At 62.9% G+C, this 24,224-nt stretch carries 19 protein-coding genes; 16 read left to right on the top strand and 3 right to left on the bottom strand.

The features are described from left to right. From tssI to QMX96_RS20050, 10 genes are all read left to right on the top strand, one after another. The coding region (gene tssI / locus QMX96_RS20095; RefSeq protein WP_282362281.1) for a type VI secretion system Vgr family protein at positions 1 to 2,516 on the top strand (2,516 nt) is incomplete at its 5' end. Next, positions 2,513 to 7,276: an RHS repeat-associated core domain-containing protein gene (locus QMX96_RS20090; protein WP_282362280.1), complete on the top strand. Its 4,764-nt coding sequence runs from the start codon at positions 2,513 to 2,515 to the stop codon at positions 7,274 to 7,276. The genes tssI and QMX96_RS20090, both read left to right, overlap by 4 nt. A 7-nt stretch (positions 7,277 to 7,283) precedes the next feature. Then, on the top strand, positions 7,284 to 7,583 hold the full coding sequence (locus tag QMX96_RS20085) for a hypothetical protein (RefSeq protein WP_146095030.1): 300 nt from the start codon (positions 7,284 to 7,286) through the stop codon (positions 7,581 to 7,583). Positions 7,584 to 8,304: 721 nt separating this feature from the next. Then, positions 8,305 to 8,772 carry a DUF6714 family protein gene (locus QMX96_RS20080; RefSeq protein WP_282362279.1) on the top strand — a complete coding sequence of 156 codons (468 nt, stop codon included), beginning with the start codon at positions 8,305 to 8,307 and terminating at the stop codon, positions 8,770 to 8,772. A 477-nt stretch (positions 8,773 to 9,249) separates the two neighbouring features. Continuing rightward, positions 9,250 to 9,549 carry a hypothetical protein gene (locus QMX96_RS20075; protein WP_146095027.1) on the top strand — a complete coding sequence of 100 codons (300 nt, stop codon included), beginning with the start codon at positions 9,250 to 9,252 and terminating at the stop codon, positions 9,547 to 9,549. A gap of 224 nt (positions 9,550 to 9,773) precedes the next feature. After that, positions 9,774 to 10,058: a hypothetical protein gene (locus QMX96_RS20070; protein ID WP_152644152.1), complete on the top strand. Its 285-nt coding sequence runs from the start codon at positions 9,774 to 9,776 to the stop codon at positions 10,056 to 10,058. Between the two features lie 416 nt (positions 10,059 to 10,474). Further along, a complete protein-coding gene (locus QMX96_RS20065) occupies positions 10,475 to 11,248 on the top strand; it encodes an alpha/beta hydrolase (RefSeq protein ID WP_054916688.1) in 774 nt (257 codons plus the stop codon). A 64-nt stretch (positions 11,249 to 11,312) separates the two neighbouring features. Beyond that, positions 11,313 to 11,813: a DUF2199 domain-containing protein gene (locus tag QMX96_RS20060; protein WP_054916687.1), complete on the top strand. Its 501-nt coding sequence runs from the start codon at positions 11,313 to 11,315 to the stop codon at positions 11,811 to 11,813. Positions 11,814 to 11,978: 165 nt separating this feature from the next. Further along, positions 11,979 to 14,015, top strand: a complete 2,037-nt coding sequence (locus tag QMX96_RS20055; protein WP_054916686.1) for an NADPH-dependent 2,4-dienoyl-CoA reductase — start codon at positions 11,979 to 11,981, stop codon at positions 14,013 to 14,015. A 57-nt stretch (positions 14,016 to 14,072) separates the two neighbouring features. Next, a complete protein-coding gene (locus QMX96_RS20050) occupies positions 14,073 to 14,969 on the top strand; it encodes a pyridoxal-phosphate dependent enzyme (RefSeq protein WP_282362277.1) in 897 nt (298 codons plus the stop codon). Here the strand turns inward: QMX96_RS20050 and cybB are convergent, their stop codons facing one another. The 3 genes from cybB to QMX96_RS20035 all read right to left on the bottom strand — a co-directional run bounded on the left by cybB (position 14,970) and on the right by QMX96_RS20035 (position 17,579). Further along, positions 14,970 to 15,521, bottom strand: a complete 552-nt coding sequence (cybB, locus tag QMX96_RS20045; protein WP_058541353.1) for a cytochrome b561 — start codon at positions 15,519 to 15,521, stop codon at positions 14,970 to 14,972. Positions 15,522 to 15,634: 113 nt separating this feature from the next. Beyond that, positions 15,635 to 16,498 carry a hypothetical protein gene (locus QMX96_RS20040; RefSeq protein WP_058541352.1) on the bottom strand — a complete coding sequence of 288 codons (864 nt, stop codon included), beginning with the start codon at positions 16,496 to 16,498 and terminating at the stop codon, positions 15,635 to 15,637. Between the two features lie 136 nt (positions 16,499 to 16,634). After that, a complete protein-coding gene (locus tag QMX96_RS20035) occupies positions 16,635 to 17,579 on the bottom strand; it encodes a DUF1853 family protein (RefSeq protein ID WP_282362282.1) in 945 nt (314 codons plus the stop codon). A 134-nt stretch (positions 17,580 to 17,713) separates the two neighbouring features. Between QMX96_RS20035 and QMX96_RS20030 the strand changes: the two genes are divergently transcribed. Genes QMX96_RS20030 through pepN form a run of 6 tightly spaced genes read left to right on the top strand, consistent with a single transcriptional unit; the run spans position 17,714 to position 24,216 of the window. Then, a complete protein-coding gene (locus tag QMX96_RS20030; RefSeq protein ID WP_043864641.1) occupies positions 17,714 to 18,604 on the top strand; it encodes an NAD(+) kinase in 891 nt (296 codons plus the stop codon). Further along, a complete protein-coding gene (locus QMX96_RS20025; protein ID WP_210014565.1) occupies positions 18,601 to 19,575 on the top strand; it encodes a metallophosphoesterase in 975 nt (324 codons plus the stop codon). The genes QMX96_RS20030 and QMX96_RS20025 overlap by 4 nt, the downstream gene beginning before the upstream one ends. Further along, positions 19,572 to 20,444: a rhomboid family intramembrane serine protease gene (locus QMX96_RS20020; RefSeq protein WP_282362276.1), complete on the top strand. Its 873-nt coding sequence runs from the start codon at positions 19,572 to 19,574 to the stop codon at positions 20,442 to 20,444. The genes QMX96_RS20025 and QMX96_RS20020 overlap by 4 nt, the downstream gene beginning before the upstream one ends. Before the next feature lie 14 nt (positions 20,445 to 20,458). Then, entirely contained in the window at positions 20,459 to 20,719 is a 261-nt protein-coding gene (locus QMX96_RS20015; protein ID WP_054916681.1) for a DUF1315 family protein, read from the top strand. Then, positions 20,716 to 21,546, top strand: coding sequence for a DUF2797 domain-containing protein (locus QMX96_RS20010; protein WP_043864637.1), 831 nt, complete (start codon positions 20,716 to 20,718; stop codon positions 21,544 to 21,546). Before QMX96_RS20015 ends, QMX96_RS20010 begins: the two co-directional genes overlap by 4 nt. A 12-nt stretch (positions 21,547 to 21,558) precedes the next feature. Further along, on the top strand, positions 21,559 to 24,216 hold the full coding sequence (gene pepN / locus QMX96_RS20005) for an aminopeptidase N (protein ID WP_210014550.1): 2,658 nt from the start codon (positions 21,559 to 21,561) through the stop codon (positions 24,214 to 24,216). Positions 24,217 to 24,224: the final 8 nt, after the last annotated feature.

Raw genomic sequence — 24,224 nt, 5'->3', positions numbered from 1 at the left:
AGTACGACGAGTCCGACCTGCACTTCATCCAGCGCCTGTGCGAGGAGGAGGGCATCCACTACCACTTCCAGCACAGCCCGCAGGGCCATGCGCTGGTGTTCGGCGACGACCAGACCGTATTCCCCACGCTGGCCCCGGTGGCCTACCAGCAGGACACCGGGCTGGTGGCCGACGTGCCGGTGATCAAGCGCTTCGGCCTGCGCCTGGCCACGCGCACCAGCCGCACCACGCGGCGCGACTACGACTTCACCAAACCGCGCATCCAGCTTGAAAGCGACGCCGACAGCGGTGCCGCGCCGGACCTGGAAGACTACGACTACCCGGCGCGCTTCAGCGACCGCGCGCGCGGCAAGCACCTGGCCACCCGCGCCTTGGAGCGCCACCGCAGCGACTACCGCCTGGCCGAGGGGCGCAGCGACCAGCCGAGCCTGGTCAGCGGGCATTTTCTGAGCCTGACCGAACACGCCAACCCGGCGTGGAACGACCTGTGGCTGCTCACCGAAATCATCCACGAAGGCAAGCAGCCGCAGGTGCTCGAGGAGGTGATCAGCAGTGACGTCACCGACCTCAAGGACGACTTCCACCAGGGCTATCGCAACCGCTTCTGCGCCACGCCGTGGGACGTGCCGTATCGACCGCCGCTGAGGCATCCCAAGCCCAAAGTGCTGGGTGCACAACGTGCGGTAGTGACCGGCCCCGAAGGCGAAGAGATCTATTGCGACGAGTACGGCCGGGTCAAGGTGCAGTTCTTCTGGGACCGCGAAGGCCAGTCGGACGACAAGACCACCTGCTGGATGCGCGTGGCCTCCAACTGGGCCAGCCAGAGCAGCTTCGGCGCCATCTCGCTGCCGCGTGTGGGCATGGAGGTGCTGATCACCTTTCTGGAAGGCGACCCCGACCAGCCGCTGATCACCGGTTGCCTGTACCACGGCGCCAACCTGCCGCCGTACCGGTTGCCCGACTTCAAGACCCTGGCCACGGTCAAGAGCAAGGAATACAAGGGCAGCCGCAGCAACGAGCTGCGCATCGACGACACCACCAGCGAGATCAGCATCGCGTTGCGCAGCGACCACGGCGCCAGCGCGATCAACCTGGGCTACCTGACCCATCCGCGCCCCTCGGGCGGCCAGCCGCGGGGGGAGGGTTTCGAACTGCGCACCGACCGGCATGGGGCAGTGCGCGCGGCGGCGGGCCTGCTGCTGACCACCGAGCCGCGCCATCACGAAGCCAAGCACCACAAGGACCTGCCCGAGACCGCCGAACGCCTGGCTACTGCCAGCGAGCAGCAGGACGGCTTCGGCCAGCAGGCGCGCGAGGTGCAGGCGCAGGAGTCGGGCGATCAGGACGAGGTGGCCAAGGCCCTGCATGCGCAGCACCAGGGCATCGTCGGCAGCGGCCCGACCAACCAGAGCGCCAACGAGTTTCCCGAGTTCAGCGAACCGCACCTGGTGCTGGCCAGCCCGGCGGGCATCGCCCTGACCACGCCGCGCTCGACGCATGTCGCGACCGGTGAACACCTGGCGTTGAGCAGCACCGGGCATACGAGCCTGTCGATCGGCAAGCGGCTGCTGGCCAGTGCCAGCCAGGGCATGCGGTTGTTCGTGCAGAACATGGGCTGGCGGCTGATCGCCGTATCAGGAGATATCGACTTCCGTGCCCTGAAGAACAGCATCAACCTGCTGGCCAAGCTCGACATCACTGCCAATGCCGACCGCATCACCCTCACCGCCAAGACCGAACTGGTGGTGCAGGGTGGCGGCAGTGCCACCACCTACAACGCCAGTGGCATCACCCACGTGACCACCGGGCCGTACACCGCGCACGCGGCGAACTTCGCCCATGTGGGGCCCAAGAGCCTGGCCGGGACCTTTCCCGAGCCGCCCAAACCGGGCAAGGGCAACCTGGAGCTGTTCAACCTGTACGCCAATGCCAAGGGCATCCAGGCCGGCGATTACGAAGTGACCGATGCGCTGGGCACGGTGCTCGAGGGCAGCCTCGATGGCCAGGGGTTCAATGCCGTGTCGGGGGTTGCGCCGGGGCCGGCGTGGGTCAGGTTTGGTCTCGATACGGTCAACACCTGGAGCCTTGGCAGTTTTACCAAGGGCCTGCCCTGGCCGAGCCTGTCGGCCTTCGAAGAGGGCACGCCGTCGATGCTCGGTGCGATGCTCGACAAGCTCAAGCCTGATCCTGGCGGCAGCCTGATCGAAGAGGCCAAGCAACTCGCCGGCAAGGGCATGCATGCAGCAAAGGCCGGCAGTGACTTGCTCAACACCGGCCAAAGCGCGCTCCAAGGCATGCAGCAGATGCGGGGCGCAATGCAGGGCGGCATGGGTGGGCTGGCACAGCGGGTCAGCGCTTCCAGTGCCGTCGGTTCTACGCTGCCTGCCGCCTCGGCGGCGCTGAGTGCGGCGGGCCTGGCCGGCCTGCCAAGGTTGCCAGTACCCAAGCTGGCTGAACTCAAGGCTCACAGCCTGAACACTGTTACCGATTTGCTGCCAGGTGAACTGATCTCATGACTGAACATACCTACGCTTGCGACGACCACTCCCGCGCCTCGCAGGTAGCCATCACCCCGCTTCGCGAAATCCAGATAGAGGACGTTGGTCGTGGCGCCGTGGTCTTCGATGCCTGGCTACGTGAGGTCAGTGCCAGTTTTGCCACCCTTGAGCGCATCAGCGGTGTCGCCGGCAGTGTGCCCATGGCAGGCAATATCATTGCCTTGGTCGACGCGCTGGGGGATGTTGTCGCGCTGGCGCGCAGCAACGTACCTGAGCCCTTTGATTGCGCGAGCTTCGGGCTCAACCTGATCGGTCTGGTGGCTTCCCCTGCGAGCATGACCGCAGCACGCATGGCCTTGCGCCCGATGCTGTTCATCGTGCGCCAGGAGGGCAAGCGGGCGCTGGGTGATGCGCTGATGGAGCTGATGGCGGGCCACTTGAATGCTGACATCGTCGGTAGCCTGGATGACTTCGTCGAGCAGTCCCAGGGCAATCTCAAGGAGGCGTTGGCCCAGGCAGCAATCCTGGGCGAACAGATCATTCTCGACATCGCCTCAGGCCTCGGTGCTTTGGTTGCCGGCACTGCTGTGGGTGTGGCCAGCCCGGTCTCGGCGCCAGCTGGAAGCCGGCTTGTCCACGACCCGACGGCGAGCATCGACAACTATCTCCGGGCAGCCTTTGATGCCTACAAGGCGGCCGGCAAAGGCATGACCAGTGCTGCTGTCAGCGTTGCACTGGGGGACGAGGGCAAAGCTGGCCTACTGGCGCAGATTGCGCGCCTGCGGGAACTGGCGCCACAGGTGCGTGCTGAAATCCTTGAACTTTCCGATCCCGGCCGCCCTTGCTCCATTGAAGGCCTGCGCATGAAGCTGGCCAGCAGCGTAGAGCAATGGCGCACGCGCAACCCCCAGGTTGTGGTGGCCAACGTCAAGACCGCAGCCATCAGCACGGCCCAGCACCAGGCTGCCGACGGTAAGGTCGAAACGCAGAAGATGCAGAGCCCGGCGAGCCTGGAGGCCAACCAGTGCAAGAATGGCGCGCCCACCAGCACGTGCAACCGCATCAACTTCGCCTCGGGTAGCGAGACGCTTCAGCACACCGACTTCAGCCTGCCGGGGCCGTTTCCGATCGTGTGGACGCGTACCTATCATTCGCGCCTCGATGCCCTCGACAGCGCCAGCCTGGGCGCACGCTGGATCACCGAATTCACCACGTGCATCGATGTGCTGGATGACGGCGTGCTGTTCCACGACGTGGATGGCCGCAGCCATGCCTACCCGCTGCCCAAGATCGGTATGTCGCACTATGACCCGGTGGAGTACAACGCCCTGGTGCGCACCACCGACAGTCAGCTGATTCTCATGCGCGGGCTGGGGCGCAAGGAAACCTATGAGCGGGCAGGGGGGCGCTTCCTCCTCACGCATATCGTGCTGCGCAGTGGCGCAGGAGCCATGCTGCATTACGAGCACCGTCATCAGGGGCGCCCGGTACTCTCGGACATCAACACCTACCAGGAGAATGACCCTGCCAAGGTACACCTGCAACTCGGCACCGTGCTTGACGGGCATGGCCGTATCCAGGGGCTCTGGCAGGTGGTCGATGGCAAGCCGCTGCGCCAGCTCTGCGCTTATCACCACGATCGGCTTGGCGACCTGGTAACCGCCCAGGACGAGCATGGCGCTGCCTGGCAGTACGCGTACCAGCATCACCTGATCACGCGCTATACCGACCGTACCGGTCGTGGTCTCAACTTGCGCTGGGACGGCAGCGGCCCTCGCGCCAGGGCCGTGCACGAATGGGCAGACGACGGCAGCTTCGAGACTCGTCTCACCTGGGATGAACACATTCGCCTGACAACGGTGACTGACGCGTATGGCCAGCAGACCCGTCACTATTACGATGCGCAGGGCTACACCTATCGTATCGAGTACCCGGATGGGCGCTCGGAGTGGCTGTTTCGCGACCAGCGCAAGAACCTGATTCGCCACCTTCATGCCGACGGCAGCCAGGATCGTTTTGCCTACGACGAGCGAAGCAACCGGCTGCAACACATTCGTGCCGACCATAGCGTGGTGCATTACGCGTACAGCGACGATGATCAGCTGATCAAGGTTCGGGATGCTGAAGGTGGGCTGTGGCGACGGGACTACGACGAGCGCGGCAACCTGGTAGAGACGGTCGACCCGCTGGGCAACAAGACCGAGTTTGCCTACACCGCCACAGGCCAGGTCAAGGCAATCAAGGATGCTCACGGCAACGAGAAGAAACTCGGGTACAACGAGGCCGGGCAGATGCTCGAATACACCGACTGTTCGGGCAAGACCAGCCAGTGGCACTACAACGAATGCGGGCAATTGGTGGAAACCGCGAATGCGGCGGGCGACAAGACGCAGTACGAATACAAGGCGGGGCAGTTGGCCAAGGTGATTCATCCAGACAAAACCGAAGAGCGCTTCGAGCGTGACGCCGAAGGGCGCTTGCTCGCGCACCTGGATGCGCTGGATCGCTGTACTACCTGGTCCTATACGGCTGCCGGTCTGTTGGCTGAACGGGTGGATGCGAAGGAGCACACGTTGCGCTACCAGTGGGACAGGCTGGGGCGGTTGCTCAGCCTGGAGAACCAGAACGAGCAGTGCGCGTTTTACCAGTACGATCCCATGGGACGTCGAGTGGCAGAAACCGGCTTCGATGGTGTGACCGTCCGTTATCGGTACGACCCCTGCACTGGGCGCCTGGCGAGCAGCCAGGTGGGTCAGCGCCGCATCGATTTGCACCACGACCGCATGGGCCGGTTGATCGAGCGCACAGCGCACCTTGGCGATCAGCACCAAACAGAGCGCTTTGCCTACGACGGTAATGGCAAGGTGCTGCAGGCGATCAACGACTCCAGCACACTGCAATGGTTCTATGACGACGCGGGCAACCTGACCCGTGAGCACCAGCATTACCTGGCAACGGGTACGCCGATGGTAGCGGTGTGGCTGCACGAGTACGACGCACTCAACCAGCGAATCGCCACCACGCGCCCGGATGGCCACAAGGTCAGCTGGCTGACTTACGGCAGCGGCCATCTCTTGGGCATGCGACTTGACCAGCACGAAATACTGGCTTATGAGCGCGACGATCTGCATCGCGAAGTCGCCCGCCATCAGGGCAACAAACTGACGCAAACGCAGGTATGGGACGCGCTAGGGCGTCCGCAAGAACAGTTGCTCACCAGTCATGACGGCCAATCCATTCTGTGCAAGCGCGAGTATCAATACGACCCGACCGGTCAACTGACAGACATCCTCGATACCCGTCGTGGTCACCTGGACTACCAGTACGATCCGCTAGGCCGCCTGCTGCAGGCCAACAGCCGCCTGGGTGAAGAAACCTTTGCCTTCGACCCGGCCGGCAACCTGACGGACAAGGCGCGGCAACTGCATCGCCCGCTGGATAACGATGCCAGCTCCCACAATGTGATGGACAACGTGCTGCGCGAATACGCGGGCAGCCGCTACACGTATGACGAGCGCGGTAACCTTGTGCAACGCTTGCACAACGGTGTGCCTGCCCACTTCAGCTGGGACTTGTTCAATCGCCTGGTGCGCTACAGCGACGACAGGCTCAGTGTGGAATACAGCTATGACGCCCTTGGTCGGCGGTTGCACAAGCATGCCGTCGCCCATTACAAGGACAAGCCCGAGGCCGGCACCGGCTGGAATGCAATGCAGCGCAGCAAGCGTCAGCGTGAGCTGCACTGCGGTTTCACGCTGTACGGATGGGACGGCGAAACCCTGGCCTGGGAAAGCGCATTGCCCCTCGACGAGGGCGACACAGGCCGTACCGTTCACTACCTCTACGAACCGGGCCGCTTCGTGCCTGTGGCTCAAGCGTTGCACAAGCGCTCGATACGCCTGCTCAGGCAACCCGACTGGCAGGGCCGTCATTACGACATCGACCAGGACCCACTCTGGCAGGCACTGCCCACTGCGCCAGCGTTCGACGTCATTGCCTGGTACCACTGCGACCACCTGGGCACGCCAATGGAAATCACCGACCACAACGGCAATGTTGCCTGGACGGGGCAGTACAAGGTGTGGGGTGAGGTTCGTGAAGAGCGCTCGTCGTGGGCCGCGCAGCATGGCGTGGGCAATCCGATTCGTTTTCAGGGGCAATACCACGACCCTGAAACGGGGCTGCATTACAACCGATTCCGTTACTACGAACCCCGCATGGCGCGCTATGTGTCGAGAGACCCGATCGGGATGCTGGGTGGGTTGAACGTGTACAGCTATGTGAGTAACAAGCCTGTTATGCGGGCTGACCCGTTGGGGCTGTTCGACCTGAACATGCCCGGCGTCGCGGAGCGCGCTTCACTGGGAAGTTGGATGTTGCAGAATGGTGCGACACCGGATGAGGTTTCCCGAGCGATGGCGCCGCCGCCGGCCAAACCTATTATGACGGGGGAGTGTAGGGCTTCTGCTACTGCTGCGGTAGGCACGGGCGTCTCGTTCGGTATGAGTGCAAACGAAAAAACCGGTGCGGCGGGGCAGGTGGCTATACCCGTTATGAGTGTAGGTGCTCGTGCGACTGCTAGTTGCGGTTTCAAATTCTCTGATCCTGACTCGAAGTCGTTGCCGGCGGCGGCGGGAGTTGGGGTAGCGCTAGGTATCATCCAGATTGATGTCACGCAGACCTCGACGTGGCCAGAACTGTATGTAGGTTTCGGGGCAGGAGTGGGGCCTGAGATCAAGACGCCTGCCAGCCCCGCTGTTTCAATTCCATTGTTCTAGGTGGTTTATGTGTGATGTATTGCAGTTCTTCCGTATTTTTTTATTTGTCCTCGGTGGGGTGTTTGTGGCGGCATCCGTCATTTATGCCAATCATTGTTGCAAGAAAAAAGGTATCAATATGAATACCTTTTCAGGCCTTTTTGAAATGTGGGGCATGGTCTTTAGGTTTGAAAACAAAAAACTGTCGATATTGATGCTGACAGCCGCCTTTGGGGGGCTGTGCGTAGCAGTCATTATTCTCGTGTTAACTTTGTGGGGGCAGAGCCAGGGGTGCATTTTTCCAATCAATGACAGATCAATGCGTTAAGCATATGGACCGGAAGCCATCATGTGGTTTGGAGTTTTCTGATCCTGATGCAAAGGAGTCAACGTAGGTGTGGGAGTAGGAATGGCGTTGATTCAGGGTTGTTTTAGGCAACCCTCAACCAGTCCGAGCTTTATGTTTATAGGGGTGGCCCTGAAGTTAAAGCTCCTGCCGGCCCAGGTGTTACGTTTTTTAGGTAGTAGGTTATGTGCGGCGTAATACAGTTCGTTCGGATTTTTTTGTTTGTTATTTGTTGGGTTTTGTTGGTTTCTGCTGTGTTGTATGCAAGCGCGTACAGTAAAAAAATGGCATCAACATGAATACGTTCTCAGGTATGTTAGAGGTGTGGGGCAAGGTTTTTAAGTTTGAGAGCAGGAAGCTGTCCATCCTCCTGCTGACTGCGGCCTATGGGGGGGCAGCTATAGGTATCGTTATTCTTGCGTTGACAATATGGGGGCAGAGCCATGGGTGTGATTTTAAAATTAATTATAGATAAATACGGTAAGCAGGGTGCGAGATATTGACAGGGCCTGTAAAGCGGGCGTCGTACTTGCAAGGGAGTTACCGATCCTGTGCAAGCTTCAATTCAGCGTGAGGTGAATCTGGAGTGTGCGTTAGCTCGTAATGCTGTAAATAATCGATATTTCGCTGTTGGGGATAAACAGCACCGAGATGAAGCAATCAAAGCGTGGGAGAGTGTAGCGCTATGCGAGAAGAAGATTCCATGAAAATGGAACGGCGCAGAATTCGAGAACAAATAAAACTCGCTTTTAAGTGTACAGCGCCGCCGGAGGCCTCTCAGATTGTAGCGTCTTCTTATCCTGAGCCCCTTCAGATCAGGGATTTTTTCAAGGGTCGGAATTGGTGGGATGTTACGCTAGATATATTGGTAGATGAATATGTTGGAGATGCATCTGCATGTTTGTCATTTATGGCCCCCGTCGGGATGAGGTATTATTTTCCAGCTTACCTTTTTATCGCATGTGAGCAATATGATGAAGGTGATGTAATTTCCAAGGAACTGCCATCAAGGCTGCTGATGTATGCCAGAGATGATGATCTTTATAAGATAAAATGTATGGATGACGCGAAGCAGGCGGCGGTTGCGCAGGTGCTTGAGTTTCTGGTTCAGGCCTATGACGATGAGGATGCTTACGAAGCGTTAGAGTTTTTTTGGGGTAAGTTTCTATGATAGTTGAGCATGCCATTGGTGAAGGCTGGTGGTTTATAATTCAGTTTGTTTAGTTGATTATGAGGTCGCGGTGAGTCAGTCGCGCGTTTTGTTAGGTGTGAAGCTCGCTCTCGCTGCCATGGTAGTAATTGCCTATCTTGCTTTCTGTTTACTTGCACTGCTCGCGGGTCTGGATTCACCCACACCTATTGAAGTAATTCGGCATGCTATTTTTGTGACGAGGCTTGGTTCCACTGTGTGCTTGGTTGCGGGTTATTTTTTGTGCTAAGCGTCAAGGGTGATGAAAATGTTTCCGCTCGTGATGACTATCACGTTGTATCACTTCGTGCTTTTTGCAGTATCAGCCCACTAGGATGGCTTTTCATATTGGGGGCCCCAGCTTGGCGAGTTCGCACTGTCGTGGGGGCGCAGTGTAAGGCGAAAAACGAGAATGTTTTGTCTGTCGTGATGTACCAGCCCCATTACTCTAGGTGAGTTATGTGCGACACGATTCAGTTTTTCAGAATTTCCTTGTTTGCTTTTTGTGGTGTTTCAATGGCGGCGGCGGTGATTTATGCAAATCAATTTTGCAAAAAGAGAGGCGTAAATATGAACACTTTTTCTGGCATGTTTGAAATGTGGGCGATGGTTTTCAAGTTTGAGCATAAAAAGCTGTCATTCATCATGTTGACTGCAACCTATGGCGGGGCACTCATGATTGTCGCTATTTTCGTACTGACCCTTTGGGGGCAGAGTAAGGGATGTGTCTTTCCGATCAATGACAGGACGATGCGTTAAGCAAAGGACTTCATACATGGCAATGAGGGCATCAGGGGTACCGCGTCGAAGGCGCAACGCATTAAACTGCCGCCGACAATTGCCACCGCGACACAAACAAGGGACCCTCAAACGACGACATTCACTCACCAAGAATGCCAGTACGTCGAAGTTGCCGGAGCGCACCTCTGTTTTCTACCGTAATTATTCCACTGAAAGATGGAGGGCGTATTGTGTGCTTTTGGATGGCTCTATTGATAGAAATAATTTTCTGGTTTTTGTTTGGGGTGGTTTTTGTAACGGTTTTTTATGCAAATGCATACTGCAAGCGTAATGGCATAAATATGAATACCTTTGCAGGGCTTTTGGAAATGTATAGGCATGCTTTTTCATTTAAAAATAAGATGCTTTCGTGTGTGGTCCTTACAACTGTTTACGGCGGAGCAGCCGCAGGAGTCGGGCTGGCTTCTCTGGTGTTTTACGCACGATCTCAGGGGTGTGCGCTTGATGTAGTGGTTCATTTAGGGTGAGTGAAAGGGGAAACAAGAGCTGAAGTTGGCTCGGCAAGTGCTTTTACTGGTGCGTGTTTGGCGCCGAGAACTGTGCTTTAAGTCTGTGCTTTGTAGTTGATGGTTGGTTTGGTGGGTGGGCCATGTTTCAGCGGTGCCATGCGGTGATTTACGCAAACCAATGCTGCACGAAAAAAGGCATCAACATGAGTACTTTTTCTGGCGTGTTTGGCGGGGCACTCATGATTGTCGCTATTTTCGTACTGACCCTTTGGGGCCAAAGCAAAGGATGTGTCTTTCCGATCAATGACAGGACGATGCGTTAAGCAAAGGACTTCATACCTGGCAATGAGGGCATCGGGGGTACCGCGTCGAAGGCGCAACGCATTAAACTGCCGCCGACAATTGCCACCGCGACACAAACAAGGGACCCTCAAATGACGACATTCACTCACCAGGACGGCCAGTACGTCGAAGTTGCCGGGGCACGCCTCTATTGTGAACAGCAAGGCAACCCACAGGGCCCGGCACTGGTTTTTCTGCACGGTGGCTTTGGCGACATCGAAACCTTCAATGCCATCACGCCGGCCCTGGCCGAACATTATCGCCTGATCGGCATCGACAGCCGAGGCCAGGGCAAATCGACCCTGGGGCACCTGCCGCTGACCTACCAGCGCTTGCAACTGGATGTGGAGGCGGTTGCCCGGCAGTTGGGGCTTGAGCGCTTCAGCCTCGTCGGCCACAGCGATGGCGGCATTGCAGCGCTGCGCATCGCGGCTGCCGGGAGTGCTGGCATCGACAAACTGGTGACGATCGGTGCCCACTGGCAACTGAAAGCGGATGATCCCGTGCGCGGCATGTACAGCCGCGTGACCGGCGCGCGCTGGCGTGAGCTGTTCCCGCACAGCTACGAGCGCTACCTGCAGTTGAACCCCGAACCCGATTTCGACCGCCTGGCCGTGGCGTTGCGCGAGCTGTGGCTGGATTCAGGCGAGCAAGGCTACCCGAATGAAACGGTGTGCGGCATCACCGCCGATTTGCTGGTGATTCATGGCGATCAAGACCGCCTGGTAACGCGGGCCAACGCCTGCGAGCTGGCCGATCGGGTGGCGAATGCGCAACTGCTGAACATCCCGTTTACCGGGCATTCGCCGCACGAGGATCACCCCCAGTGGGTAATGCCTGCGCTCAAGGCACTGCTGGGCCTGTAACATGACGCTGCCGTTTGCGCGCCGCGCGGCTTGATCCGGCCTTAAGTGTCAAGGAGCACCCACCATGCGAGGCTTCCATTGCGCCACCTGTGGCGAGTATCACGACGAGTTGCCCACCACCTTCGGCGCGCCAGCCCCTGCCGCCTGGTATGACCTGCCGCAGGCAGAGCGCGAGCAGCGTGCGCCACTGTCCAGCGATCAGTGCATCATCGATGACACCCACCACTTCGTGCTCGGACGCCTGGAAATCCCGATCATCGGCTCACCCGAGCCGTTCGTGTGGCTGACCTGGGTGACGGTCAGCGAGGCGGATTTCTACCGCACCAGCGAACTGTGGGAAACCCCAGGTCGCGAGCGCGAACCACCGTATGCGGCACGTGTGCAAAGCGAGTTCCCCTATGAGGTTTCGACCCTCAACCTCAAGGCTACGCTGCAGACCCAGGCCCTGGGCGACCGCCCGCTGGTGTTCGTGGACGCGGGCGATCACCCGCTCGCCCTGCAGCAAAACACCGGCATCACCCACGATCAGGCTCGGCAACTGGCCGAACGCTGCCTGCATCAGTGAACAGGTCAGCGCCTCACGCACTGTCAGTTACGGTCATTAACTTGTAACTTTCGGTCATTGAGCCTCACTTCCAGGCGCATTACTGTCCCTCACAGATAACCGACGGGCCCCGCTGCACGCAGCGAGGCGCCCGCATTCCGTGATCAGTTCGCTGTGGAGTTCACCATGACCGCCGCTCAATACCCGCACCTGCTTGCCCCGCTGGACCTGGGCTTCACCACCCTGCGCAACCGCACCCTGATGGGCTCGATGCACACCGGCCTGGAGGAGAAACCCGGCGGTTTCGAGCGCATGGCGGCATACTTTGCCGAGCGCGCCCGTGGTGGCGTCGGCCTGATGGTCACCGGCGGCATCGGGCCCAACGAAGAGGGCGGGGTATACTCCGGCGCGGCCAAGCTGACAACGGCCGAAGAAGCGCAGAAGCACCGTATCGTTACCCAGGCGGTGCACGAGGCCGGCGGCAAGATCTGCATGCAGATCCTCCACGCCGGGCGCTACGCCTACAGCCCCAAGCAGGTGGCCCCCAGCGCGATCCAGGCGCCGATCAACCCGTTCAAGCCCCGCGAGCTGGACGAAGAGGGCATCGAGAAGCAGATCCAGGACTTCGTCACCTGCGCCACGCTGGCCCAGAGCGCCGAGTACGACGGCGTCGAGATCATGGGGTCCGAAGGCTACTTCATCAACCAGTTCCTGGCCGCCCACACCAACCATCGCACCGACCGCTGGGGGGGCAGCTACGAGAACCGCATGCGCCTGGCCGTGGAGATCGTGCGCCGGGTGCGAGAAGCGGTCGGCCCGAACTTCATCATCATCTTCCGCCTGTCGATGCTCGACCTGGTGGAAGGCGGCAGCAACTGGCAGGAGATCGTGCAGCTGGCCCAGGCCATCGAGCAGGCCGGCGCCACGCTGATCAACACCGGCATCGGTTGGCACGAGGCGCGTATCCCGACCATCGCCACCAAGGTGCCGCGTGCTGCGTTCAGCAAGGTCACCGCCAAGTTGCGTGGCGCGGTGCAGATCCCGCTGATCACCACCAACCGCATCAACACCCCGGAAGTCGCCGAGCAGATCCTTGCCGAAGGCGACGCCGACATGGTGTCGATGGCACGCCCGTTCCTGGCCGACCCGGACTTCGTCAACAAGGCCGCCGCCGGGCGCGGCGACGAGATCAACACCTGCATCGGCTGCAACCAGGCCTGCCTTGACCACACCTTCGGCGGCAAGCTGACCAGTTGCCTGGTCAACCCGCGGGCCTGCCATGAAACCGAACTCAACTACCTGCCGGTGGCCCAGCCCAAGCGCATTGCCGTGGTCGGCGCCGGCCCGGCCGGCCTGGCCGCCGCTACCGTGGCCGCCGAGCGTGGCCACCAGGTGACCCTGTTCGACTCGGCCAGCGAGATCGGCGGGCAGTTCAACGTGGCCAAGCGCGTGCCGGGCAAGGAGGAGTTCTTCGAGACCCTGCGCTACTTCAAGCGCAAGCTGCAGACCACCGGCGTGGAGCTGTGTCTGAACACCCGCGTCAATGTCGAGCAACTGGTGGAGGGCGGCTACGACGAGATCATCCTTGCGACCGGCATCGCGCCTCGCCTGCCGGCCATCGACGGTATCGATCACGCCAAGGTGCTGAGCTACCTGGACGTGCTGCTGGCGCGCAAGCCGGTGGGGCAGAAGGTCGCGGTGATCGGTGCCGGCGGCATCGGCTTCGATGTGTCGGAGTTCCTGGTGCACCAGGGCGTTGCCACCAGCCAGGACCGCGAGGCGTTCTGGAGGGAGTGGGGCATCGACACCCGGCTCGAAGCGCGCGGCGGCGTGGCGGGCATCCAGGCCGAGCCCCATGCTCCGGCGCGCCAGGTGTACCTGTTGCAGCGCAAGAAGACCAAGGTTGGCGACGGGCTGGGCAAGACCACCGGCTGGATCCACCGCACAGGCCTGAAGAACAAGCGGGTGCAGATGCTCAACAGCGTCGACTACCTGAAGATCGACGACGCCGGCCTGCATATCCGTATCGCCGAAGGCGAGCCGCAGGTACTGGCGGTGGACAACGTGGTGATCTGCGCCGGCCAGGACCCGCTGCGCGAGCTGCAGGATGGCCTGCTGGCCGCCGGGCAGTCGGTACACCTGATCGGCGGCGCGGACGTCGCCGCCGAGCTGGACGCCAAGCGCGCGATCAACCAGGGTTCACGCCTGGCGGCCGAGCTGTAAAGCGGTGGCGGGGGTGCGCTGGTAGACTGCGCGCTCCCGTCCTGCCGAGCCTGTTCGATGTCTGCCGCTTTCGATGACCTGCCACTGGCACCCCTGCAACCGCTGGCCCTAGGCTGGCTGGCGCGCGCCGGGGTCGAGGTGGCAGTGCTGCGTCTGGACCTTATCGACCCGCTGATCAGCGGCAACAAATGGTTCAAGCTGCAGGGGCACCTGCGCCTTGCCCATGCCCGTGGTGCCCCGGGGGTGATCAGCCTGGGCGGCGCCTATTCCAACCACCTGCATGCCCTGGCGGCGGCCGGCAAGCGCTTCGGCTTTGCCACGGCCGGGCTGTTGCGTGGGCACCCGCACAGCAACCCCACCGTGCACGACCTGCAAGCACTGGGCATGCACCTGCACTGGCTGGGGTACGCCGGATACAGGGCGCGGCATCAGGCGGATTTCTGGCAGCCCTGGCAAGCCCTCTACCCGGCATGGCATTGCGTGCCCGAAGGCGGCGCGGGGCCACTGGGCACCGAAGGCTGCGCACAGATCGTGACCCAGGCGCGGGCGCAGCTGGCGGCCGTGGGCTGGGCCGATTACGACGCCTGGTGGCTGGCGGTGGGCAGCGGTACCACGCTGGTGGGGCTGGCCCAGGCCGAAGCGGGCGACCACCCGGTGCACGGCGCGCTGGCCGTGCCGCCGGGGCATGGGGTGGAAGGCGAGGTCGAGGTGCTGGCGCCGGACACTTACCGCCTGCACGACGCCAGCCGGGGCGGCTTTGCCAAGGTCGACCCGGCCTTGCTGGCATTCATCCAGGCCAGCGAGGCCGAATCGGGCCTGCCACTGGAACCGCTGTACACCGGCAAGGCGTTGTTGGCCCTGCAGGAGCGTGTGCTGGCTGGCGCGTTCGTGGCCGGCACGCGGCTGATCTTCGTTCACACCGGCGGCTTGCAGGGCCGCCGCGGGTTCGCCTAGTCAGTCACCTTTTTGCGGCAGCATGCGCAGCAGGGTGTTATCGCGGACCACGTAGTGATGATAGAGGCCGGCCAGTGCATGCAGGCCGATCAGCCAGTAGCCCAGTGCGCCGAACCACTCGTGCCAGCCCTTGACGAACTTGGCCAGGTCGGTGTCCGGTGCTACCAGGGCGGGCAACTCCAGGCCGAAGAACGGGATCGGCTTGCCAGCCGCGCTGAGGATCACCCAGCCGGCCAGCGGCAGGCCGATCATCAGGGCGTAAAGCGCCCAGTGCATCAGGTGCGCCAGGCCCGTCTGCCAGGCCGGCGGCTTGGGTTCGATGCGCGGGGTGGGGTGGGTGACCTTCAGGATCAGGCGCAGCCATACCAGCACGAACACGCTCAGGCCGAGCATGAAGTGCAGGCTTTTCATCAGGTCGCGCTCGGCGCTGTCCTTGGGGAAGATGCCGCGCAGTTCGATGCAGGCGTATACCACCGCCAGCAGAATCAGCATCAGCCAGTGCAGGGCGATCGACAGGCTGCCGTAGCGTGCCTGCGTATTGGTCAGGGTCATGGTGGTTCCTCATATCGGTCAATCAGGTCAATGGCCGCGCTCTTGATGGCGCTGTGCGGATAACTCTAATCGCTTGCGCGTGCCCTGCACCTGCGCTGGGGCAAAAAAGTGTGCTAGCGGGCCTTCAGACCCTTGCCGAGCAGGTAGTCGACCAGTTGCGGGTCCTCGATACGGATGGCCAGGTCCATCAGGTCGCTCCTGTCGTCGGCCAGGCAGTAGGGTTTGTGCGGGTCGCAGTAGGTGCCGGTGCTGCTCATGCCGCGCTCGAGCAGCACGCTGAGGATGTCGTAGCTCACGTGCGGGGCGTCGGGCCCGTCGCGACCCTGGCGCGAAAGCTCGACCAGGATCGCTTCCATGGTTTCGCTGCCGGCCTCGGGCAGTGGCAGATGGCGGGCGACGGCCCGGCGCGTGGCGCTGTGCTCGGTCAGCACTGCGGCGTCGAAGGCGTCCATGTTGCTGTCGCTGCGCGTGAAGTAGGAGGTGTCGGCGCCGGCCTTGACCAGGGCGTCGATCAGCGAGGCATCGGCGCCCTGGGCGATGGCCAGCAGCAGCGGGCGTGGGTTGTGGTAGTCGCCGGCTTCCACCGGCGCGCCCTGGGCCAGCAGCCATTCGATGGTGGCAGTGGGGTGGTTGTGCTTGATGGCCGTGGACAGCAGCGATTCGGGGTAGTCGCCGAGCCCGACCATGGCCGGTAGCGCGGCACGCAGGTGTTGCAGCATGGCCAGCGAGGCGTTGTTTTCGAGTGCGAGGTGAAAGGCCGTGGTGTTGCGGGTGACCACACCGGGTGGATACTCGCCGGGTTGGCTGCGCGGGGCCAGCCACGTGTCCAGGTCGGTGGGCGTCGCCTGGCGCCAGAAGCTGTCGCTCAGCAGGGCGAGGTCGTTGTCCTGGTCCAGACCTGGGGCAGGCGCTGCGCTGGCACTTGCGGGCCAGGCCAGGGTGACGGCGAGCGCCAGGGCGAGAAGATTGCCGGGCACGGGTGGGTTCCTTGTGCGGGTGCTGGGTGAGGGTGGGCGAGGTTAGCAGAATGTTGTCAGCGCTGGCCCCTTCGCCGGCAAGGCCGGCTCCCACGGGGGCGTACGTTCATGTGGGGGCCGGCCCAGCCAGTGCATGCTAACCCGCCAGGTTCGGCCAGGCATCGGCCACCAGAAACAAGCGTTGAGCCTCTACCCAATCCCCGCTATCCCCAGGCACCAGCCGCACCAGCAACTGCGCGGGGGCCATCGGGTCCAGCGCTTGCAGCCAGGCCTGGAACTGTTCCGTGCCCCAGGCCTGTTCCTGCGTGTACCGCGCCGGCGCCAGCCATGCCTGGCGCGGCAACGGCTGCCAGCGCCCGGGGTCGGCCTGCGCCGCAAACCGGGCCCAGTCGCGCTGATGCAGCCAGCGCCCGCGCAAGTGCTGCGGGTGCGCACCCGCCGGAGGCTGCGCCGTCCCCGGCCATGGATACAGCAGATACCCGCCCAGCCAAAGCTGAGCCGTGAAGCTGTCTATGTGCAGCGCCGCCAGCGCCTCGCGCCCCTCGGTCCGCGCCGAAATCGGCAGTTGATGGTCGTTCAGGTGCGCCAGCTTGCGGTCCAGCCGGTCATGGCAGCCCGGCCCAAGCCACTGCGCCGGGTTACGCCCGTCACCGTGCTGCGGGCCCAGGTACAGCTTGATGGCCAGCTCCAGGTGATGCACCCCGTCGCGGTCACGCAGCAGGATGTCCAGCTCGCCCAGGGTGTGCCCGCCGTCGCGGATCGGCAGGTTGGCCGCCAGCAGCTCCACCCCCGGAGCATGGCGCAACGCGAACTGCCACAGCCGCTCGTAGTACAACCCCAGGCGCCGGCTGGCGGCCTGTGCCAGCCAGGCCTGCAGGTCACGGCTGTCGTGGTCCAGCGCCAGCAGCCAGTCGCGCAGCAGCGCCGGTGCGGCCATCCAGTCGCTGCCGGCCAACGGGTGGCGTTGCGGCCAGGGCGTCACTGCGAGCATGGGGGGCGCAAGGATTACCCACGCCAGGTCCCGCACCGGGGGCTGGCGCAGGCGGTTGGGCAGGTCGCAAAGGTCGGTAAAGGGCATCATCCTGCGAGCATAGCCGCCCGCCCCGGCGCCTTGTGCAAAAAACTGCGGCGTTTGCCGCTGCCCGGCGCTTTCGCCCATAATCAACGCTTTGGCCAACCGGCCCATTCAACGCCGCAGTGCCCCGCAGGAGCCCCATGGAGCAATTTCGCAATATCGGTATCATCGGCCGCCTTGGCAGTTCGCAGGTGCTCGATACCATTCGCCGACTGAAAAAATTCCTGCTCGAGCGGCACCTGCACGTGATCCTCGAGGACACCATCGCCGACGTGCTGCCCGGCCACGGCCTGCAGACCTCTTCGCGCAAGCTGCTGGGCGAGGTGTGCGACATGGTCATCGTGGTCGGCGGCGACGGCAGCCTGCTCGGCGCCGCCCGCGCACTGGCGCGCCACAACATCCCGGTACTGGGCATCAACCGCGGCAGCCTGGGGTTTCTCACCGACATTCGCCCCGACGAGCTGGAGGTCAAGGTGGCCGAAGTGCTCGACGGCCACTACCTGGTGGAAAACCGCTTCCTGCTGCAGGCCGAAGTCCGCCGCCACGGCGAGGCCATCGGCCAGGGCGACGCGCTCAACGACGTGGTGCTGCACCCTGGCAAGTCCAACCGCATGATCGAGTTCGAGATCTACATCGACGGCCAGTTCGTGTGCAGCCAGAAGGCCGACGGCCTGATCGTCGCCACACCGACCGGCTCGACCGCCTACGCGCTGTCGGCCGGCGGACCGATCATGCACCCCAAGCTCGACGCCATCGTGATCGTGCCCATGTACCCGCACACGCTTTCGGGACGCCCGATCGTGGTCGATGGCAACAGCGAGCTGAAGATCGTGGTATCGCGTGACCTGCAGCTGTACCCGCAAGTCTCGTGCGATGGCCAGAACCATTTCACCTGTGCCCCCGGCGACACCATTACAGTGAACAAGAAGCCGCAGAAGCTGCGCCTGATCCACCCGCTGGACCACAACTACTACGAGGTCTGCCGGACCAAGCTCGGCTGGGGCAGCCGTCTGGGTGGTGGAGGCGACTGATGCTCGATCCCGCGCGCAGTTACGACCTGATCGGCGATGTCCACGGCTGTGCCCACACCCTGGAGCGTCTGCTCGACGCCATGGGGTACAAGCGTCAGGGCGGGGTGTGGCGGCATGCGCAGCGTCAGGCGATCTTCCTTGGCGACATCATCGATCGCGGCCCGCGCATTCGCGAGGCCCTGCACATCGTGCACGACATGGTCGAAGCCGGTCAGGCCCACTGCATCATGGGCAACCACGAATTCAGCGCACTGGGCTGGACCACGCCGGCGCTGCCGGGCAGCGGCAAGCAGTTCGTGCGCGAGCACAACCCGCGCCATGCGCGGCTGATCGAAGAGACACTGACCCAGTTCGCCGACCACCCCCACGACTGGCACGACTTCCTCGGCTGGTTCTACGAGCTGCCGCTGTTCATCGATGCCGGACGCTTTCGCGTGGTACATGCCTGCTGGGACGCGCGCCTGATCGAGCCGCTGCGCCAGCAGCATCCGGACGGGCGCATCGACGAGCATTTCGTGCAGGCCTCGGCCGTGGGCGGCAGCTTTGCCCACACCGTGTGCAACCGGCTGCTGCGCGGCACCGACATGCGCCTGCCCGACGGCCTCACCCTGACCGGCGGCGACGGCCTGACTCGCGCATTCTTTCGCACCAAGTTCTGGGAGGAAGACCCGCAGACCTACGGCGATATCGTGTTCCAGCCCGATGCGCTGCCGGCCGAAGTGGCCAATGCGCCGCTCAGTCGCAGCCAGAAGAACGCGCTGCTGCGCTACGGTGACGACGAGCCGCTGTTGTTCGTCGGCCATTACTGGCGCAGCGGCCGGCCCGCACCCATCCGCGCCAACCTGGCGTGCCTGGACTACAGTGCGGTGCTCTACGGGAAGCTGGTGGCCTATCGGCTGGATGATGAAACCCGCATCGACCCGCACAAGTTCGTATGGGTGGATGTCGAACGGCCGGAGGCCAGTCAATGAGTGCGGCAATGGTGATGCGCCTGCCCCTGAGCGTCGACCTCAGCGGCTTTGTCGAGCTGCTCAAGCGCCTGCAGGTGCCGCACCGGGTCTCGGAGGAGGGCGAGGAGCAGGTACTGTGGACCGCCGACTACCTGGTGGAAGATGTTCGCCAGCTGTACCAGCGCTATCCGGAGGGCAATGCCGATGTGCAACTGCCGCCCCTGGCGCAGCCCCCGGCCCCACCGCGCCCGAGCCTGGCCGCGCAGGCGAAGGCCAGCAAGGCCACTGCAGCGGTGTTGCTGCTGTGCGTGGTGGTGGCGGCACTGACCGGCCTGGGCGACAACTTCGCCACCTTGAGCTGGCTGACCTTCCTGGATTTTCGCGTGCAGGGCGACTACCTGTATTTAACCCCGTTGCTGACCAGCCTCGATGCAGGCCAGTGGTGGCGCTTGTTCAGCCCGATGCTGGTGCACTTCGGCATCCTGCACCTGGCCATGAACGGCCTGTGGTACTGGGAGCTGGGGCGGCGCATCGAGCTGCGTCAGGGCACCCTGGCCTTGCTGTCGCTGACCCTGCTGTTCAGCCTGGTGTCGAACATGGCGCAGTTCGTGTTCGGCGGGCCCAGCCTGTTCGGCGGCTTGTCCGGGGTGCTGTACGGCCTGCTCGGGCACATCTGGCTGTACCAGTGGCTGGCGCCGAACCCGGTGTATCGCATGCCGCGTGGCGTGCTGGTGATGATGCTGGTATGGCTGCTGCTGTGCCTGTCGGGGTTGATCACCCTGCTCGGCTTCGGCGCGATCGCCAACGCCGCCCACGTGGGTGGGCTGTTGGTCGGCTGCCTCAGCGGGCTCTTGGGCGGGGCACTGGCCCGGCGTAAACTGTCAGCTTGATTTTTGGAGACGCTATGTCCACTTTTGCGCAAATGATCGAAAACATCACCCCGGAGATCTACGCCAGCCTGAAACTGGCCGTGGAAATCGGCAAATGGTCCGACGGGCGCAAGCTCACCGCCGAGCAGAAGGAGCTGTCGTTGCAGGCCGTGATCGCCTGGGAGATGCAGAACCTGCCCGAAGACCAGCGTACCGGCTACATGGGCCCGCAGGAATGCGCCTCCAAGTCCGCGCCGGTGCCCAACATCCTGTTCAAGTCGGACGCGATCCATTGATCGAACTCGGCCGTGGTTCCATCAGCAAGATGACGGCGCGCCTCGAGCAGCCGGTCGTGCAATACGCGTTTCGCCTGGGCGACGTCGAAGTGCCGGTCAACCCCCTGCTGGGCAAGACCGTGCGTCTCGAATACCTGGGCGCGATCCACTGTACCCACTGCGGGCGCAAGACCAAGACCAGCTTCAGCCAGGGTTACTGCTACCCGTGCATGACCAGGCTGGCGCAATGCGACACCTGCATCATGAGCCCCGAGCGCTGCCACTACGAGCACGGCACCTGCCGTGACCCGGCCTGGGGCGAGCAGTTCTGCATGACCGACCACGTGGTGTACCTGGCCAACTCGTCGGGTATCAAGGTCGGCATCACCCGCGCCACCCAGCTGCCCACGCGCTGGCTCGACCAGGGCGCCAGCCAGGCCCTGCCGATCGTGCGGGTGGCCACCCGGCAGCAGTCCGGGCTGGTCGAGGACCTGTTCCGCAGCCAGGTGGCCGACCGCACCAACTGGCGCGCACTGCTCAAGGGCAACGCCGAGGCGGTCGACCTGGTGGCCGTGCGCGAGCAGTTGTTCGACAGCTGCAGTGAAGGTTTCAAGGGCCTGCAGGACCGCTTCGGCCTGCAGGCGATCCAGCCGCTGACCGACGTCGAGCCGATTGAAATCAGCTACCCGGTAGAGGCGTACCCGAGCAAGATCGTGAGCTTCAACCTGGACAAGAACCCTGTCGCCGAAGGCACCCTGCTGGGGATCAAGGGCCAGTACCTGATTTTCGATACCGGCGTGATCAATATTCGCAAGTACACGGCCTACCAGCTGGCCGTGCATCAGTAAAAGGACCGCCACATGCGTACCGAACAGCCGCAAGTGATCTACCTCAAGGACTATCAGGCACCCGAGTACCTGATCGACGAGACGCACCTGACCTTCGAACTGTTCGAGGACCACAGCCTGGTCCACGCGCAGCTGGTCATGCGCCGCAACCCGGCGCGCGGTGCCGGCCTGCCGGCGCTGGTGCTCGACGGCCAGCAGCTGGAACTGCTCAGCGTGGCGCTGGACGACCAGCCGCTGGGCGCTGACGACTACCAGCTCGACGACAGCCACCTGACCCTGCAGCCCACTGCCGAGCGCTTCACCCTGGACACCAGCGTGAAGATCCACCCCGAGACCAACACCGCGCTCGAGGGCCTGTACAAGTCCGGCGGCATGTTCTGCACCCAGTGCGAGGCCGAGGGCTTTCGCAAGATCACCTACTACCTCGACCGCCCGGACGTGATGAGCACCTTCACCACCACGGTGATCGCCGAGCAGCATCGCTACCCGGTCCTGCTGTCCAACGGCAACCCCATCGGCAGCGGGCCGCAGCAGGACGGTCGGCACTGGGCCACCTGGGAAGACCCGTTCAAGAAACCGGCCTACCTGTTCGCACTGGTGGCCGGCGACCTGTGGTGCGTCGAAGACACCTTCACCCGCCAGTCGGGGCGCGACGTGACCCTGCGCATCTATGTCGAGCCGGAGAACATCGACAAGTGCCAGCACGCCATGGTCAGCCTGAAGAAATCCATGCGCTGGGACGAAGAGGTGTATGGCCGCGAATACGACCTGGACATCTTCATGATCGTGGCGGTCAACGACTTCAACATGGGCGCCATGGAGAACAAGGGCCTCAACATCTTCAACTCCAGCTGCGTGCTGGCGCGTGCCGAGACCGCCACCGATGCCGCGCACCAGCGGGTCGAGGCGGTGGTGGCCCACGAGTACTTCCACAACTGGTCGGGCAACCGCGTGACCTGCCGCGACTGGTTCCAGCTGTCGCTCAAGGAAGGCTTCACGGTGTTCCGCGATTCCGAGTTCAGCGCCGACATGAACTCGCGCACGGTCAAGCGCATCGAGGACGTGGCCTACCTGCGTACCCACCAGTTCGCCGAAGACGCCGGCCCCATGGCCCACGCCGTGCGCCCGGACAGCTTCATCGAGATTTCCAACTTCTACACCCTGACCGTGTACGAGAAGGGCTCGGAAGTGGTGCGCATGGTGCACACGCTGCTGGGTGCCGAGGGCTTTCGCAAGGGCAGCGACCTGTACTTCGAACGCCATGACGGCCAGGCCGTGACCTGCGACGACTTCATCAAGGCCATGGAAGACGCCAACGGCGTCGACCTGACCCAGTTCAAGCGCTGGTACAGCCAGGCCGGCACGCCGCGCCTGAACGTCAGCGAGGCGTACGACGCCGCTGCCCAGACCTACAGTCTGACCTTCAGCCAGAGCTGCCCGGCAACCCCGGACAAGGTCGAGAAGCAGCCGTTCGTGATCCCGGTCGAACTGGGCCTGCTCGATGCCCAGGGCAACGACATTGCCCTGCGCCTGCAAGGCGAAACGCAGGCGGGCGCGACCACGCGGGTGCTGTCGGTGACCGAGGCCGAGCAGACCTTCACCTTCGTCGACGTGGCCGCCAGGCCGTTGCCGTCGCTGCTGCGCGGCTTCAGTGCGCCGGTCAAGCTGAGCTTCCCGTACGACCGCGACCAACTCATGTTCCTGATGCAGCACGACAGCGATGGCTTCAATCGCTGGGAAGCCGGCCAGCAACTGTCGGTTCAGGTCTTGCAGGAACTGATCGCGCAGCATCAGCGCGGTGAAGCCCTGGTGCTCGATCAGCGCCTGGTCACTGCCCTGGGCAGCGTGCTGGCCAACGAGGCACTCGACCAGGCCATGGTCGCCGAAATGCTCTCGCTGCCGAGTGAGGCCTACCTCACCGAAATCAGCGAAGTGGCCGATGTGGACGCGATTCACGCGGCCCGCGACTTTGCCCGCCAGCAACTGGCCGAGCAACTGTTCGACGGGCTGTGGGCGCGCTACCAGGCCAACCGTGCGGTCTCGCGCGAAACCGCCTATGTGGCCGAGGCCGAGCACTTTGCCCGGCGCAGCCTGCAGAACATCGCGCTGTCGTACCTGATGCTCACGGGCCGGGCGCAGGTGCTGGAGGCGACGCTCGAGCAGTTCGAGGCGTGCGACAACATGACCGAACGCCTGACCGCACTGGCCGTGCTGGTCAATTCGCCGTTCCAGGACGAGCGCGCCAGGGCACTGCAAAGTTTTGCCGAGCACTTCAAGGACAACCCGCTGGTGATGGACCAGTGGTTCAGCGTGCAGGCGGGCAGCCCGTTGCCGGGCGGCCTGGCGCGAGTGCGTGGGTTGATGGAGCACCCGGCGTTCACCCTGAAGAACCCGAACAAGGTGCGCGCGTTGATCGGTGCGTTCGCCGGGCAGAACCTGGTCAACTTCCATGCGGCCGATGGCTCGGGTTATCGCTTCCTGGCGGACCTGGTGATCGAACTGAACGGCTTCAACCCGCAGATCGCCTCGCGCCAGCTGGCGCCGCTGACCCGCTGGCGCAAGTACGATGCCGCGCGCCAGGCGCTGATGAAGGCCGAGCTGGAGCGCATCCGCGGCTCGGGCGGGCTGTCCAGCGATGTGTTCGAGGTGGTGAGCAAGAGCCTGGCCTGAGGTTGAGG

The organism is Pseudomonas sp. PS01300 (assembly GCF_029960155.1).
GTDB classification, from domain to species: Bacteria; Pseudomonadota; Gammaproteobacteria; order Pseudomonadales; family Pseudomonadaceae; genus Aquipseudomonas; species Aquipseudomonas palmensis.
The sequence above is the reverse complement of the archived record's forward strand: the minus strand, read 5'-3'. Positions and strand labels throughout refer to the sequence as shown.